The 14,974-nt window shown below is 74.4% G+C and carries 12 protein-coding genes; 4 read left to right on the top strand and 8 right to left on the bottom strand.

Annotated elements, in window-relative coordinates; genetic code table 11:
* The first annotated feature begins 64 nt into the window (after positions 1 to 64).
* Complete coding sequence (locus DFJ68_RS02205; RefSeq protein ID WP_147431494.1) at positions 65 to 667, top strand: HNH endonuclease signature motif containing protein; 603 nt, start codon at positions 65 to 67, stop codon at positions 665 to 667.
* 195 nt (positions 668 to 862) lie between these two features.
* Here DFJ68_RS02205 and DFJ68_RS02210 read toward each other — a convergent pair whose 3' ends face one another.
* A complete protein-coding gene (locus DFJ68_RS02210) occupies positions 863 to 2,095 on the bottom strand; it encodes an Rv2578c family radical SAM protein (RefSeq protein WP_121030657.1) in 1,233 nt (410 codons plus the stop codon).
* A 152-nt stretch (positions 2,096 to 2,247) separates the two neighbouring features.
* Between DFJ68_RS02210 and DFJ68_RS02215 the strand changes: the two genes are divergently transcribed.
* Positions 2,248 to 3,300, top strand: a complete 1,053-nt coding sequence (locus DFJ68_RS02215; protein WP_121030659.1) for a helix-turn-helix transcriptional regulator — start codon at positions 2,248 to 2,250, stop codon at positions 3,298 to 3,300.
* A 114-nt stretch (positions 3,301 to 3,414) separates the two neighbouring features.
* Here DFJ68_RS02215 and DFJ68_RS02220 read toward each other — a convergent pair whose 3' ends face one another.
* Complete coding sequence (locus DFJ68_RS02220; RefSeq protein ID WP_147431495.1) at positions 3,415 to 4,704, bottom strand: hypothetical protein; 1,290 nt, start codon at positions 4,702 to 4,704, stop codon at positions 3,415 to 3,417.
* Between the two features lie 190 nt (positions 4,705 to 4,894).
* Complete coding sequence (locus tag DFJ68_RS02225) at positions 4,895 to 7,021, bottom strand: RecQ family ATP-dependent DNA helicase (RefSeq protein ID WP_121030663.1); 2,127 nt, start codon at positions 7,019 to 7,021, stop codon at positions 4,895 to 4,897.
* Between the two features lie 118 nt (positions 7,022 to 7,139).
* On the opposite strand from DFJ68_RS02225, the gene DFJ68_RS02230 reads away from it, so the two are divergent.
* Together DFJ68_RS02230 and DFJ68_RS02235 are read left to right on the top strand one after the other, a co-directional pair.
* On the top strand, positions 7,140 to 7,613 hold the full coding sequence (locus DFJ68_RS02230) for an acyl-CoA thioesterase (protein ID WP_121030665.1): 474 nt from the start codon (positions 7,140 to 7,142) through the stop codon (positions 7,611 to 7,613).
* Complete coding sequence (locus tag DFJ68_RS02235) at positions 7,585 to 8,286, top strand: DUF8185 domain-containing protein (RefSeq protein WP_245963403.1); 702 nt, start codon at positions 7,585 to 7,587, stop codon at positions 8,284 to 8,286. The genes DFJ68_RS02230 and DFJ68_RS02235 overlap by 29 nt, the downstream gene beginning before the upstream one ends.
* A 42-nt stretch (positions 8,287 to 8,328) precedes the next feature.
* Here DFJ68_RS02235 and DFJ68_RS02240 read toward each other — a convergent pair whose 3' ends face one another.
* The 5 genes from DFJ68_RS02240 to DFJ68_RS02260 all read right to left on the bottom strand — a co-directional run bounded on the left by DFJ68_RS02240 (position 8,329) and on the right by DFJ68_RS02260 (position 14,821).
* Entirely contained in the window at positions 8,329 to 9,165 is an 837-nt protein-coding gene (locus DFJ68_RS02240; protein ID WP_121034995.1) for a glycerophosphodiester phosphodiesterase family protein, read from the bottom strand.
* A gap of 10 nt (positions 9,166 to 9,175) precedes the next feature.
* Entirely contained in the window at positions 9,176 to 9,547 is a 372-nt protein-coding gene (locus tag DFJ68_RS02245; protein ID WP_121030667.1) for a hypothetical protein, read from the bottom strand.
* A gap of 67 nt (positions 9,548 to 9,614) precedes the next feature.
* Positions 9,615 to 12,578 carry a CdiA C-terminal domain-containing protein gene (locus tag DFJ68_RS02250; protein ID WP_121030669.1) on the bottom strand — a complete coding sequence of 988 codons (2,964 nt, stop codon included), beginning with the start codon at positions 12,576 to 12,578 and terminating at the stop codon, positions 9,615 to 9,617.
* On the bottom strand, positions 12,575 to 12,907 hold the full coding sequence (locus DFJ68_RS02255) for a hypothetical protein (RefSeq protein WP_121030671.1): 333 nt from the start codon (positions 12,905 to 12,907) through the stop codon (positions 12,575 to 12,577). The genes DFJ68_RS02250 and DFJ68_RS02255 overlap by 4 nt, the downstream gene beginning before the upstream one ends.
* Positions 12,908 to 13,021: 114 nt before the next feature.
* A complete protein-coding gene (locus DFJ68_RS02260; protein ID WP_420823645.1) occupies positions 13,022 to 14,821 on the bottom strand; it encodes a glycoside hydrolase family 13 protein in 1,800 nt (599 codons plus the stop codon).
* Between the last annotated feature and the right edge of the window lie 153 nt (positions 14,822 to 14,974).

Genomic DNA, 14,974 nt, shown 5'->3' on the forward strand with positions numbered 1-14,974 from the left:
GGCCCGCAGGGACGGTGTCCGTCGTCGTGCCGTTCAGCACGCTCGTGGGCCTCGACGACGAGCCGTGCGAGCTTCCCGGGCACGGGTGGGTCGGGGCGAGCACGCCCGCGAGATCGCCACCGCCGACGGGTCCGTGTGGCAGGTACTCCTCGCCGACGTCGACACCGGCCGTGCGGTGGCGCTCTCGACGCGTCGTCACCGGCCGACCGCGGAGATGGTGCGCTTCGTGCGTGCCGTCGACGGCGCCTGTCGAGGGCCGGGGTGCGAGGTGCCCGCCGACCGGTGCGACCTCGACCACGACGTGCCCTGGCCGGTCGGCGAGACACACGTCGGGAACCTCACCTGCAAGCACCGGGCCCACCACCGCGTGCGCACCACCGGCCTGTGGAGCGCGGTGCGGCACGCTGACGGCCGCGTCGTCTGGCGGACGGCGGCCGGACGTCTGTACGTCACCCGCCCGCACGACTGGCTCGAGGGCGACGGTGGGCCGCGCTCCGACGTGGTCGACGACGGGAGCCCGGTGTCCTCGTGCGCTGCCGACGACCTGCCGCTCGTCGAGCGGCGCGACGGTCGAGCTGCCGCTCCACGGAGCTCGGGGGTGCGAGCCGCGGGACGCGGACGCGAGGAGGAGCCCGTTGAGCGTCCAGGGGCGGGGCCGGCCTGCTGAGGGCTGCCGAGGGCAGAGACGACGCACCACGGTCGTCAATAGCAGGGAGCACGGGGAGGGACGGAGCGCGCGGGAGGGAGGGAGCGCGTGGTAGGGACGGAGCGCGTCGGTCGGTCGAGCACGTCTGCCCGACCGACGGCGATGACGTCACGAGCAGGCTCAGTAGGGGGGTCGGCCACGCCCGGAGCGAATCGGTCAGAACAGCGTCGGCGCCGGCTCTCTCGCTCCGGCCGGCGTGCCGTCCCGGTGGGACGTCGCCCGGGGCGACCGGGAGGGAGGTGCAGGGCTCGACGGGCTGGGCGGGCTCGACGGGTTCGACGGCTGAATGACGGACCTCGAGTCGGTCGGGCCGGCCGGGGCGGGCCGGGGTCCGTCGAGGGCCGTCCGCATCGGCCACGGTGCGGACTCGACGGCTCCGTCGTCGGCGGTGCCGCCCGAACCGGGTCCGCCCTCGACCCGACCGTGCCCGACGCCGGGGTGGTGGAGGCCGGCGCGTCGCACCGCCTCCGAGAGCCGCCGGCGGACCTCCTCGACGTACCCGGCCGGCGGCTGGCTCCCGCCCCGATAGAGGCGGCGGTAGGGCTCGACGAGGTCGGGCCGCTCCGCGGACAGCCAGCGCAGGAACCACTCCCTCGCGCCGGGCACGAGACGCAGCGGGACACCGCTGATGCTCGTCGCACCGGCCGACGCCAGTCGGTCGACCAGCGCCTCCAGGGCCTCCGGGGAGTCGGTGAGGTACGGCAGCACGGGAGCGACGAGCACGCCGCACGACAGCCCTGCGTCGCGGACCCGCGAGATGAGGTCGAGCCGGGCCCGCGGGTCGGGTGTGCCCGGCTCGAGGCTGTGCTGCAGCTGCGGGTCGAGCAGGGCCACCGACACCGAGACCTGCACCGACACAGACCGGGAGGCCTCGCCGAGCAGCGGGACGTCCCGGCCGAGCATCGTGCCCTTCGTGAGCAGGGTGAAGGGGGTTCCGTGCTCGGTGAGGGCGCGGATGATGCCCGGCATGAGCCGGTAGCGGCCCTCGGCCCGCTGGTACGGGTCCGTGTTCGTCCCCATGGCCACGGTCTCGCGGTTCCACGACGGCCGTCGCAGCTCCGCGCGGAGGACCTCGACGACGTTGGTCTTGACCACGATCTGGTTGTCGAAGTCGGCGCCGGTGTCGAGCTCGAGGTAACTGTGGGTCTGGCGGGCGAAGCAGTAGACACAGGCGTGCGTGCAGCCGCGGTAGGGGTTGAGCGTCCAGTGGACGTCGGCCGCCCAGGGCGCCCGAGGCAGGTGGTTGAGTGCCGACCGGGCCCGCACCTCGTGGAACGTCACGCCCTCGAACTCCGGGGTGCGGACGGTGCGCACGATGTCGCGGGCCCGGCCGAGGCCGGGCAGCGCCGCCGGGTCCTCGACCGTCACGCTCTGCCCGGCCCATCTCATGCATCGAGTCGAACACGCGTTCGATCGACTGTCAACCGGCTGACGGCAGCCCGCGACGGCGGCCGAGCGTCCCGGGTCCGCGCGTCCGCTCGTCAGAGGGCGGCCGAAGGGCGCTCGGGCGCCTGCGAAAGGTGCTGTGGTAGACAGCAGCAATGGCCCTGCTCACCGCGCTCGGAGCCTCGGACGTGGCGGAGCAGGTCTACCTCCACCTCGTCGAGAACGGACCGTGCGACAGCGTCGAGCTGGCCGGAGTCCTCGAGCTCGGCGAGGGCGAGGTGTCCGACGCCACGCGCGACCTGCGCGAGCTGGGGCTGCTCGCCCGTCGGGGCGTCGACCACCTGCCCCTGCCACCGAGTGCGGCGCTGCAGGCCCTCGCCGCCGAGCGGGACCGCCAGGCCGAGGCGGCGCGGACCGCGTCCGCGCGGCTCGGGGCGACCTGGGCGGCCCGCCACCTCGAGTTCTCACCCGTGGTCGAGGTGCTCACCGAGACCGCCATGGTGCAGGAGATGGCGGCCCTCACCATCCGGACGACGACGACCGAGGTGGTGGCCCTGTCCGTGGGCCCCATCGACGGCCCTCCCGGCCGACCGGACGGCGCTCACCCGTCATCGTCATCGTCATCGTCATCGTCACAGTCGTCGACCCGCTCATCGTCACGGTCCCCGTCGGAACCCGTTCCGCCCGAGGTTCAGCCCGGCATCCTGTCGGCCCTGGCCGGTGGTGTCGGGGTCCGGGTCGTCTACGGCTCGCGCATCCTGCAACGTCCGGAGGCCATGGCGATCGTCCTCGACTGCATCGACCGTGGGGAGCGGGCCCGGGTCTTCCCGGACGTGCCCCTCAACCTCATCGTCGGCGAGTCGCTCGCCCTGCTCTCCACCGGCGGACGTGGGGGCGAGCGACTGGCCGGTCTGCTGGTCCACCGTGGTGACCTGCACACAAGGTTGCGCGGTCTCTTCGAGAGCTTCTGGGCCATGGCGGTCCCGCTCGTTCCGGCGCCCTCCGACGCCGGACCTCCGGGGCCGGGCGACGAGTCGCGTGAGCTGCTGGCCTGCCTCGCCGCCGGGCTGACCGACGAGTCCATCGCCGCCCGGCTGGGAGTCTCGCCCCGGACCATCGGGCGTCGGGTGGCCGAGCTGCAGCAGCAGCTGGGCGCCCGCAGCCGCTTCCAGCTCGGTGTCCAGGCCCTGCGACGCGGCTGGCTCTGACCGGTCACCGGGCACCGGCATCGGGCACGGACACCGGCCGCGACACCACGACGGACGTCCGCCGGCCGGAGCGCCACGTCGTGCTCCGGCCGGCGGACGTCAACGGCAGGTCCGTCAGGCGGCGTCTTTCGCGACCTGGCGCCAGGCGTTCGGCGTGGTCGGGACGTCGGGGGCGACCAGCTTCGGCAGGATGCGGTCGAACCTGGCGGCGAGCCGCAGCGACGGCAGCACCTTCACCTGGTCGCCCGTCGCGGCCGTGGCGACGCCCCACGACGCCGCGGCGCGGCGCTGGTTGGGGGTGCCGTGGTGGCCGTTGCTGGCGAACTGGCAGTCACCGACGTCGTAGAACGTGTCCTGCACGAGCAGCAGCTGGTTCGCGTTCAGCCCGAGGCCCTTCTTGTGCGTGGCGAAGTACGCCCCGAACGAGTCGGCCATGAGCTCGGTGCGACGCGTGGCCTCGGGGCCGGTGAGCTCGCTCTGGAACAGGTTGTCCTCGTACTGCACGTGGTGAGCCATCTCGTGACCCATGACGGCCTTGGGGCCGACCTGCTTGAGCCCCAGGGCCCGCAGGGCGTCGAGGATGCCGTCGCCGAAGACGAGCTTGTCGGGCAGTCGTGAGACGACGGGGTCGGTCTCACCCTGCGCGCTGAAGGCGAAGGCGTTGAGGGTGAAGATGGGGTTGCGCCCACGGTCGAGGCCGGCCCCCGTGCGCACGAGCTTGACGATCTCGCGGGCCGTGTCGACCGAGTCCGAAGGCGAGGTGCCGTAGAGCAGGGCGACGATTCGGGCCACCCGGTCGACGTCCGTCAGCATCGCACCGTGCATCGCCATGAGCTGCACGTCGTCGAGCTTGACGTCCCAGAAGCGCTGCGCGTAGCCGAAGGAGCTCGACAGCACGGAAGCCGACGCGGGCGTGAGCGCGAAGCCGGGGTCCTTGGGCGAGCCGTAGTAGATGGCCTCGTACGTGGGGAAGTCGAGGACACCGAGGAGCGCCAGCACCAGCAGGGTGTTCATGTCGACATCGCTGAGGATGGAGTCGACGTAGGCGTCGAGCTTGGTGGGCCCGCACACGTAGTCGCCGGGGTTGATGGCCTCGGCCACGCGGGCGTCGACGACGTCGCGCACGGGTGAGCGCTCGATGCCGAGGCGCGCGAACGTGGCTGCCTGCCGGTCCTTCCAGTCAGCCGGCAGCTTCGCGGTCAGGCGCGCCAGCAGCTGCTGTGCTGCGTCAGAGGTCGCCGCGGGCAGCGGCGACGCAGCCGCCGGGGCCGTCACGGCGGACGCGGTGGCGCGAGCCGAGGGGCTGCCGGCGTTCGCCGCCTGAGCAGCCGTCGTCGAGGTCAGCGCGACCGACACTGACAGCGACAGTGCCGCGACGAGCGCTGGGGCTTTCGTGAGTTTCACAGGGGCTCCTCCGAGTTGGTTCGCGTCGCGATGTGCCGGCACCTGCCGGACGACGCGACGTCAGCCTCCCGTGCGAGCGCTCGACCGGGCAGAGGGTGGAGGTGGCGACAACCGGCGTGACCGGAACTCGACACCGCGACCGCCCGACTGCCGGCGCTCCCGGACCGTCCTGGACCCGCCGGGACCGCCGTCAGGCCTCGAGCGCGAGGACGAAGGGCAGCACCGCGTCGGCCCCGGCCTGGCGCAGTGCCCCGGCCGCGGTCGTCAGCGTCCACCGCGAGTCACTTACGTCGTCGACGAGCAGCACCGGCCCGTCGACCTCAGCCAGCCTCTGCGCCAGCTCGGGACCGACCGCCAGTCGCTCCCACACCCCCGCGAGCCGGAAGGCACTGTTGCCGCCGGCGTCGCCGACCGGACCGCCCTCGACGAGGTCGAGCGTCCCCAGCAGCGGCAACCGCCCCAGACGGCTGATGCCCTCGGCGAGCGAGCCGACGAGCAGGGGACGGCGGCGCGAGGGGACGGCGACGACCGCCACCGGTCGCTGCTGCCAGCCCCATCCGGCGAGTACGGCGACGACGGCCTTGAGCAGTGCGTCCGGCACCTCGGCGTCCTCACCCCGCAGCAGCTCTCGCAGCCGTTGGCCCCAGCCGAGGTCGGACAGGCGCGCCACCGCGCGACCCTCGCCCATCGCCACCCCGGCGCCGATGCGGCCCTTGACCGGGACCCCCAGCCGCTCCATGCCGGTCGGCCACTGCGCCCGCGGCTCGAGCACGACGCCCGGTCGGTCGAGGCGCTCGCGGGCGACGTTCACGGCGGCGTCGGGGATCGTCGTGTCGAACCACGCCCCGGCGCAGCGGTCGCACCGCCCGCACGGCTCGGCGGAGTCGTCGTCGAGGCACCGCTGCAGGAAGGCCATGCGGCACCCGTCGGTGCGCTCGTAGTCGATCATCAGCTGCTGCTCGCGGTCGCGGGCCTGCACGACCCGGTCGTACCGTTCGGCGTCGTACGACCAGTCGGCGCCCGTGGCGGCCCAGCCGCCCTGCACCCGCTGCACCGCGCCGTCGACGTCGAGCACCTTGAGCAGCAGCTCGAGTCGGGTGCGGCGGATGTCGACGAGCGTCTCGAGCGCCATCGTCGACAGCGGGCGCTGCGCCTCCGTGAGGGCGCGGATCACGGCGTCGGCCTGCTCCTGCCGGGGCATCGACGCCGAGGCGAAGTAGCGCCAGATGTCCTTGTCCTCCGGGCCCGGCAGCAGCAGCACATCGGCCCGGTCGGTGGCGCGGCCGGCGCGACCGACCTGCTGGTAGTACGCGACCGGGGACGACGGCGCCCCGAGGTGCAGCACGAAGCCGAGGTCAGGCTTGTCGAACCCCATCCCCAGCGCGCTCGTGGCGACGAGGGCCTTGACCTCGTTGCGGCGCAGCGCCTCCTCGAGCCGGATGCGCTCGCCGGGCTCCGTCCGCCCGGTGTAGGCGGCCACCTCGTAGCCGGCCTCGCGCAGCGCCACCGCGACGTCCTCCGCCGAGGCCACGGTGAGGGCGTAGACGATGCCCGAGCCGGGCAGCTCGCGCAGGTGGGCCGTCAGCCACGCGAGCCGCTGCTCGGGCGCCGACAGCGGGAGCACCCCGAGCCGCAACGACGCCCGCGCCAGCGGCCCCCGCAGGGAGAGCACGTCGTGCCCACCGGCCCCCAGCTGCTCGACGACGTCGGTGACGACGCGCTCGTTGGCCGTCGCGGTCGTTGCCAGCACGGGAGTGCGCTCCGGCAGCGTCGTCAGCAGGTCGCGGATGCGGCGGTAGTCGGGCCGGAAGTCGTGGCCCCAGTCGCTGATGCAGTGGGCCTCGTCGACGACGAGCAGGCCGCACGTCTGTGCGAGCGTGGGCAGCTGCTGCTCACGGAAGCGCGGGTTGTTGAGGCGCTCGGGGCTCACGAGCAGGACGTCGACCTCGCCCGCCGCGAGCGCGGCCGAGACCACGCCCCACTCGTCGGCGTTCGTCGAGTTGAGCGTCACGGCCCGGATGCCGGCGCGCTCCGCCGCCGCGATCTGGTCGCGCATGAGGGCGAGCAGCGGGCTGACGATGACGGTCGGGCCGGCCCCCTCGGCCCGGCGCAGCGCCGTCGACACGAAGTACACGGCCGACTTGCCCCAGCCGGTGCGCTGGACGACGAGCACGCGGCGGCGCCCCTCGACGAGCTCGCGGACCGCGTCGAGCTGGCCGTCGCGGAACTCGACGTCGTCCCGGCCGACGAGCCGGCGCAGGGCCGTGGTGGCCCGTGCCTCCAGGTCGGTGGTGGTCGTGGCGGGGGAGGTGGGCATGCGTCCAACCTACGGGGAGGCGCCGACGGTGCCGGACGGCATCCGGTCGGGCTGTGGACGGTGGGCGCCGGGGCGCGGCGGTGGGCGGGGGGTGTGGACGGGCTGGGAGGATGGGCGCATGAGCACCTCCGACGGCGGCCCGGGCACCGACACCGCCTACGCCGCCCACGTCTCGCTGCGCTGGTCGGACATGGACGCCTACGCGCACATCAACAACGTCCAGTTCCTCCGCCTTCTCGAGGACGCCCGCGTCATCGCCTTCCGCGACTGGTTCGACCAGGACCGCTCGCTGCTCGACGAGGGGGTGCTCGTCAGCCGCCACGAGATCGAGTACCGGCGCCCGCTCGGGTTCCGCCACGAGCCCGTCGAGATCCGCATGTGGGTCTCGCGGGTGGGCGGGGCGGGCTTCGACGTCGCCTACGTCGTCACCGACCCGGCCGAGGTCGGCAGCGACGTCTACGCCGTCGCCGAGACCGAGCTCGCGCTCTACGACTTCGCGTCCTCCTCCCCGCGCCGCCTCCGCGAGCACGAGCGGGTCTCGCTGCAGCCCCACCTCGGGGACCGTGCGCCCTTCCGCCGTCGGCGCCGGTGACGACCCCGTGACGACGCTGACGTTCGCCCAGCCGCGCGGTCTCGCCGACCTCGCCACCTTCGTCGCACGCGCCCGTCGCGTGCAGCCCGACGGGGCACTGCGCCTGCAGACCGTCGGTTCCCTGCTCGTGGTCACGGTCGCCGTCCTGGAGGGCCAGGGTCTGCTCGGCGAGGGCACCGTCCTCGGCCTGCGCGCCGTCCCGCTCGCGGATGCCGGTGGGCACGCGGGCGCCGACGCCACCTCGGGCGACGGCGAGCTCGACGTCACGGTCGGGTTCGCCTCGGTCGCAGACCGCCTCGCACGCGACGAGGCGGGGGGCGGCTTCAGCGTGCCGCCGGTCACGGTCAGCGTCGCGTGGGCCGGGCTCGCCCCGCCGCGTGGCGGCTGGGAGCCCGTCGGTCAGCTGAGCGGCCAGGAGGTCGACGACATCGCCCGTCAGGGCATCGCCGAGGTGGCGCAGGGCACGCCGCCGGGCGCGGGTGCCCAGGCGGTCGAGACGCTGCGCCGACGGGTGTGGGGCGTGATGAGCGAGACGGTCCCGCCGGTGCGGCGCGGCCTCGCCTTCGGCGCGCACGTCCTCGGTTTCGTCGAGGCGGGCGGAGCGGCCTCGGTCTCCACCCACGGCCGGTGGACCCGGCTCAGCACCCCTCGCGGTCACGTCCTCGTGCGCTGACCCGTTCCTGTGGGTTGACGAGTCGGCGGGCTCGGTTGCGCCTCAGGCTCGTCCGGTCCACTCGCCGCGGTCGAGCAGCACCCGCTTGAGCACGTCGATGCGGTCGCTGACGAGCCCGTCGACGCCGAGGTCGAGCAACCGGGTCATCTCGTCGGGGTCGTCGATGGTCCACACGTGCACCTGCTTGTCGAGGCGGTGTGCGGCCGCGACGAAGCGGGGCGTCACGAGCGTCAGGGTGCGTCCCCCGCGCAGGGGCACGGTCGTCGGCACCTGGAGCACCTCGGCCGGCGTGTGCAGCAGGCCGGTGAGCCAGCCGGGGGAGAAGCGCAGCAGCGCGGTGCCCGGCACCCCGGCGGCGGTGACGACCGATCCTCTAGCCAGTCGGCGGAACTGGGTGAGGTGGCTCTGCTGGAAGGACCCGACGCAGATGCGGTCGTGCAGGCCGAGACGCTCGATGAGCCGCCAGAGCGGTCCGGCGGTGCCCGGCGCCTTGAGGTCGACGTTGAGGAACGCGTCGGGGAAGGTCGTGGCCACCTCCTCGAAGAGCGGTACGCCGTCCTGGGTCGGTTCGGCGTCACCGTCGAGCTCGCCCTCACCGGGCTGTCGGGGGCCGATGCGGGCTCGGCGCACCTGGTCCCACGTGAGGTCACGGAGGCGGCCGGTGCCGTCGCTGACCCGGTCCAGCGCAAGGTCGTGGAAGGCGACGACGTGGCCGTCGGAGGTGACGTGCACGTCGGTCTCGAGGTGCGTGTAGCCGAGGTCGACCGCGTTGCCGAACGCGGTCATCGTGTTCTCGAGCCCGAGGTTGGGCGCGAACAGCGACCCGCCGCGGTGGGCCAGCGCGACCGGCGTGTGAGCGAGGTACGGGCGCGTCGTCACGCCTTTCACCCTAGTGACCCGGTGGGTACCCGGTGCGGGTCAGCGGGCTGTCCTCCGCCACGGGCCCGTCCGTGTGCCCCGCTCCCCACCGGGCCGCGGCGATGAGACCGCCGTCGTCCATCAGCCAGAGCGCCGCGTCGGTCCGTCGGCAGAGGTGGTCGTAGATCTCCCACGCCAGGTGGCGGTCCGACCGAGAGCGGTCCTGCACGCTGACGTCCGTGCCGGCGTCGGGGGCGGCGTCGCCGACCAGCGCGAAGCGGAGGTCCCCGAACGACATCTCCCAGCCCCAGCGCACCGCCTGCAAGCGGCGCGGCCGCAGCTCGACGAGCAGGTCGCGCACGGCATCGACCGGCGCGTCGACGTTGATCATCTCGCCCGACATCCGGTGCTCCTCTCGCGGTCGACGGGACTCCGTTGTGCACGTTGTAGACGTGGCGGGCGTTCTCGCCTCACGGTGTCCACCGCTCGAAGCGACCGTCTCGGTGCAGCAGCACGACGCTCTCGAGCCCACCGTACCGACGGTGGACGTACTCGATCTGGCGGAGGACCTCCTCCTGCGATAGGGGGCAGCCACTCAGGTCGAGGACGACATTGGCACTCTGCCGTCGACCGTCGCGCAGCAGGCCGGTGATGGTCGAGCGACCACCGCCCGTGGGTGACTTGAACTCCACGGGGACGCCGTCGACGAGGGCGTCGGCGCTGCGCCCGTCACCGCTCGCCGGCAGGAACTCGACGTCGTGGCCCGCCCGGTCGAGACGGTCGGCGGTGTCGAGCTCCTTCTGCTTGCGGTGGTCGCGTGCGCCTCGCTCGACGACGCCCGCGCTGCCGGGCTCACCGGCCCGAGCGGTGTCCGTGGGGGGCCGGACGGCGCCGCGGACGGTGCTCGACCCGCGCTCGTCGAGAGGGTCCCAGAGCGCCGTGGTGGCCGCCCCGGTGCGCAGCTGCTGCCGGGCCTGCGACAGCGCCTCGCTCGTCGCCGTGACCGGTGCCCGCGACGCGCCGAGAGTGAGCAGCGCTGCGGCGGAACCGCTTTCGTCGACGGGCCCGCCGCCCACCACTTCGCGCACCCGGTCGAGCAGCGTCGACCGCCGGGCCTCGGCGAGCCGCGTCTGCTCCAGCTCGGCGTCCGATCGCACCAGCTCGACGACGAGGTCGTCGAGGGCGCTCCGGGTCGTGCCACCGGTGACGAGGTCCTTGACCGCGACCGCGGCCGCCACCGGGTTGCCCAGGGAGACGGCCACGTTCTTCGCCTCCGCCAGCGTCTGCCAGCTCGTGCGGTCGAGCTCGTCACGTCGGCGGGCGGCGGCCACGAGAGCGGCGGACGCCGCCTGGTCGACGAACCCGAGCCGGCTCACCGTGCGCGCCACCTCCTCGACCGCAGGCACCGACGCAGCCCCGGACCCCCCTCGAGCCACGTCCTCGAGGTGCGCGACCTCGGCGTCGACGAGCCTGACGAAGGCCGCTCCCGGCTCCGACGCCCCCGGCCCCCAGGGGTCCTCGAGCGCCAGCGCGCCCACCACCGAAGCGACCTCCGCCACCGTCAGCGACGGCTGCACTCCGGCCTCCGTCGACGTGGACCACCCACCGCCGCCACCCACGGCGTCGGCCACCGGCTGGGCCACCGATCGGTCGAGGCTCGCCCGCATCTGGGTCAGCCACCCGGCCACCGTCGCCTCGAGCTCACCCGCCTCGGCTCGCTGCCGCGCCGCCGTGTCGGGGCTCCCGGCGGCGAACGCGGCGGTGCGGCCCAGCTCGGCCATCACCCTCGCACGCACCTCCGCCGCGGCCGTGCTGCCCGCCGGGAGAAGGGCCGTCAGCCGCACCAGGTCCGCGTCGGTCGCGAGCGGTGCCGTCGTGACCGGGTCCGCGCTCGGGGCCGTCCGGTTGCGGTCGGTCACCCACCGGCGGACGAGCACGTCGGCGAGGGTGGGGTCACCGCCACGGGCGTCGGTCAGCACGTCGGTGAGCCCCTGCGCGTCGACCGGCGTCGTCAGCACCTGCGCGGCCGACGCCGGGTCGTCGACCTCCGCCAGCAGTACGTGCAGCGCGTCGCCCGAACGGTCGGGGTCGTCCTGCAGCGAGGCGAACCACGCGCCGCCGCGGGGTGACAGGGTGGTGCCGCGGATCAGCTCGAGGTCATCGTCCCGGCTCTCGCCTCGTTCCGCCGAGGCGGTCGCGGCAGCCAGCCTGGCGACGAGACCACCGGGCAGCGCCCGGTCCCATCCGGCCGACCTGGACCGACCGAGCGCCTGCGCGAACAGCCAGTACCCGGAGTGCCGTCCGCCCCCGGCGACGGTGTGAACCGCCCCCATCTCGGCGACGAGACGGTCGCGCAGCAGCGCCGCGCGGGCGTCGACGGCGCGGGCGGTCCGCGCGTCGAACCCGTTCACGCCACCGCCCGAGGATGCCGGTACGACCGCCGTGAGCAGCAGCGGACCCACCGCGCCCGCCACCTCCTCCCAGGCGTCGAGCCCACCCCCACCTCGCCCATCTGCACCAAGACCGACGAGCTCGGCGAGCATCTGCTGCAGACCCGCCACCCCGACCGCCCCGACGAACGCCTGGGCGTACACGGGGTCCCGGCCACGCGCCCGCAGCAGCGCCGCCAGCGCCACGGCGTCCGTTGTCACGTCCTCGCCGCGCCGCACCCGCTCCCTCAGGTCGGTGACGGCCACGGCGTCGGTGACCGCCACGGCTCGTACCGACCGCGCGTGCACGGCGCCCGAGGCGACCGGCATCCCGGCCGTCAGGAACGCCTCGACGGCGGCACGGCCCGGTGTCACGGACGGCGGCAGCACCGACGCGTCGAGCGCCGCCAGGGAGCGGGCCGCCGACCGCTCCCGCGCGGCCAGCTCGTCGAGCACACGGAGGTGTTCGCGGCCCAGCGCGGCTGTCGCGACCTCGTGCCGGTCGAGCACCCGCGCCCGGTCGGCTGCGTGCGAGGCCGCCGCCATCGGGTCCAGCCCGGCTCGTAGCGTCAGCACCGCGAGGCCACGGTCGCGCTCGTGCACGGCGTCGTCCCACCGGCGCTGCAGCGCCCGCACCCGCACCTGTCCGGTCTCGAGCGATCGGGCGTATTGCTCCACCACGGCGGCGGAGTCGACCAGCCCGTCGAGCACCGCACGGGCCCGGGAGACCAGCGTGCCTGCCTCGGCGAGCGCAGCCGTGGCGGCTGCGCCCGACCACACCGTGGGGAGGCTCGCGCGCAGCGACCCGCGGAGGGAGCCGGTCGCACCCGCACGCCCCGCTGCCGCCCGGAGCCGCCGCGCCGCGGCCAGCAGCGCCGACACGTCGCCGGGCGGCAACGGCAGCGCCGCGCCACCGGGCAGCGCCGCGCCACCGGGCAACGTCGCGCCACCGGGCGGCGCACCGAGACCCGACAGCCCCGGCACGACCGACGGCCGCGGCGTCACCGGCCGACCCCCGAGGCGACGTAGGCCGTCGCGACCTGCTGCTCCGTCGCCCGGGCTCCGCCGGCGACGAGGTCGAGGTCTCCCGACAGCGCCTCGACGGCAGCGGCCACCGCGTCGACCGCCTGGGCCCGCACGAGGCGCGAGTGCCCGAGGGCCGCGCCCAGCCCGCCCGCCGTGGTCACGCCGAGGCATCCCCCGCCGAGACCCACGGCGGCCGCGGCGAAAGCCGCCGCGACCTCCTGGGCGCACGCCCTCAGCGCGGCCGAGTCGTCGGCCACCCTCGCCCGGGCGGCCGAGACCCCGTCCGGGTCGATGGCGAGACGCGACATGCGCCGACGCTAGGGGAGCCGGGCTGACCGCCCCCGCGGTTCTCCACAGACGCGAGGAGGCGCCCCCCGACCGGGGGCGCCTCCTCGTCGTCGGTCGTCGGTCGTCGGGGCCGGTCAGGCCCAGCGCGCCCAGACCGTCGTGTCGGTCGGCACGAGGTCGTCGACGAGCGGCGCCGACGACACGAGGACCTCGGCCCCCTCGGGCAGGCGCACCGGCTCGGCGCCGAGGTTGGCGACGACGAGCACCTGCTCCCGGCCGCCGTTGACGAGGGCGACGACGTCGGAGCCGTAGCCCTCGACGAACGCGAGCGACCCGGTGCCGAGCGCGAGGTCACGACGGCCGGCGAGCAGCGTGCGGTAGAGCTCGAGGGTCGAGCCCTCGACGCCGACCTGCGTGTCGACCGCGTACTCGCGGTAGACGTCGGGCTGCGGCAGCCACGTGCGGTCGGAGGGACCGAACCCGTTGCTCGGGGCGCCGGCCACCCAGGGGAGCGGGACCCGGCATCCGTCACGCCCGGTCTCGGCGCCCGCGGTGCGCGCGAACGTCGGGTCCTGGCGGAACTCGTCGGGCATGTCGGTCGAGTCGGGCAGCCCGAGCTCCTCGCCCTGGTAGACGTAGGCGCCACCGGGCAGCGCGAGCATGAGCGTCGTCGCGGCGCGGGCCCGGCGCAGGCCGAGGGCGCGGTCGGGCTGCGGGTCGCCGGCCGCGATGCCGTTTTGGCGACGGTGGCCGGGCTCGAAGCCGAGGCGCGAGGCGTGGCGCACGACGTCGTGGTTGCTCAGCACCCACGTCGAGGGGGCGCCGACCGAGTCGGCCGCGCGCAGCGAGCTCTCGATGACCGAGCGCAGGTCGTGGGCGATCCACGGCGCGGTGAGGAAGTCGAAGTTGAAGGCCTGGTGCATCTCGTCGGGGCGCACGTAGGCGACGGCGCGCTCCTGGGGCTCGACCCACGCCTCGGCGCAGAGGATGCGGTCGGGGGTGCCGTACGACTCGAGCACCTGACGCCAGACGCGATAGACCTCGTGCACGCCGTCCTGGTCCCAGTACGGGGTGTGGACACGGTGGTCGACGCCGTCGTCGGCAGTGTCGCCGTCCGTCGTCCCGTCGCCCTCGGTGCTCTGGGTGTCGCCGAGCATCGTCGTGCGCTCGCGCGCGTCGGGCAGGCCCTGCTCCTTGATGAGGCCGTGGGCCACGTCGACGCGGAAGCCGTCGACGCCCCGGTCGAGCCAGAAGCGCAGCACCGACTCGAACTCCGAGCGCACCCGGGGGTTCTCCCAGTTGAAGTCGGGCTGCTTGCGGTCGAAGAGGTGCAGGTACCACTGGCCGGGGGTGCCGTCGGCGTCCGTCGTCCGGGTCCACGCGGGGCCGCCGAAGACCGACTGCCAGTTGTTCGGGGGCAGCTCGCCGTGCTCGCCCGTGCCGTCGCGGAACATGTAGAGGTCACGCTCGGCCGAGCCGGGCGCCGCGGCCAGCGCCGCCTGGAACCACACGTGCTCGTCGCTGCTGTGGTTGGGCACGAGGTCGACGATGACGCGGATGCCGAGGCCGTGCGCGGTCTCGAGGAGGGCGTCGGCGTCGGCGAGGGTGCCGAAGAGGGGGTCGACGTCGCGGTAGTCGGCGACGTCGTAGCCGGCGTCGGCCTGGGGCGAGGTGTAGAACGGCGAGAGCCAGACGGCGTCGACGCCGAGGTCACGCAGGTAGGTGAGGCGGCTCGTGATGCCGGGCAGGTCGCCGATGCCGTCGCCGTCGGAGTCGCTCCACGAGCGCGGGTAGATCTGGTAGATCACCGCCTGGCGCCACCACGCGGCGTCCGGGCTGTCGGCGGCGTGCACGACGTCGGAGACGCGGAGGGTGTCGGGGTCGACGGGTCCGTCGAGGGTGGGGCGGTCGAGGGTCGAGGCAGAGCGGGTCACGAGCCACCATCGTTCCGCACGGACGGCAAAAAACAAAAGGAATCCGCAAGAACTTGCAGGATGCCGGGTGGCCGGGTCGCGTCGGACCCCTCCCCGGGCCTGTCCTGCGCCCCACCGCGGCACGGCCGTGGGTCCCGGCGGCACCTCTGGCCA

It is taken from the genome of Terracoccus luteus (assembly GCF_003635045.1).
Classification (GTDB): domain Bacteria; phylum Actinomycetota; class Actinomycetes; order Actinomycetales; family Dermatophilaceae; genus Terracoccus; species Terracoccus luteus.

Excerpts from the sequence above, each read along its gene's own strand:
- DFJ68_RS02210 (WP_121030657.1), bottom strand. The coding sequence starts at position 2,095 with ATGAGATGGGCCGGGCAGAGCGTGACGGTCGAGGACCCGGCGGCGCTG.
- DFJ68_RS02215 (WP_121030659.1), top strand. The coding sequence starts at position 2,248 with ATGGCCCTGCTCACCGCGCTCGGAGCCTCGGACGTGGCGGAGCAGGTC.
- DFJ68_RS02225 (WP_121030663.1), bottom strand. The coding sequence starts at position 7,021 with ATGCCCACCTCCCCCGCCACGACCACCACCGACCTGGAGGCACGGGCC.
- DFJ68_RS02230 (WP_121030665.1), top strand. The coding sequence starts at position 7,140 with ATGAGCACCTCCGACGGCGGCCCGGGCACCGACACCGCCTACGCCGCC.
- DFJ68_RS02245 (WP_121030667.1), bottom strand. The coding sequence starts at position 9,547 with ATGTCGGGCGAGATGATCAACGTCGACGCGCCGGTCGATGCCGTGCGC.
- DFJ68_RS02255 (WP_121030671.1), bottom strand. The coding sequence starts at position 12,907 with ATGTCGCGTCTCGCCATCGACCCGGACGGGGTCTCGGCCGCCCGGGCG.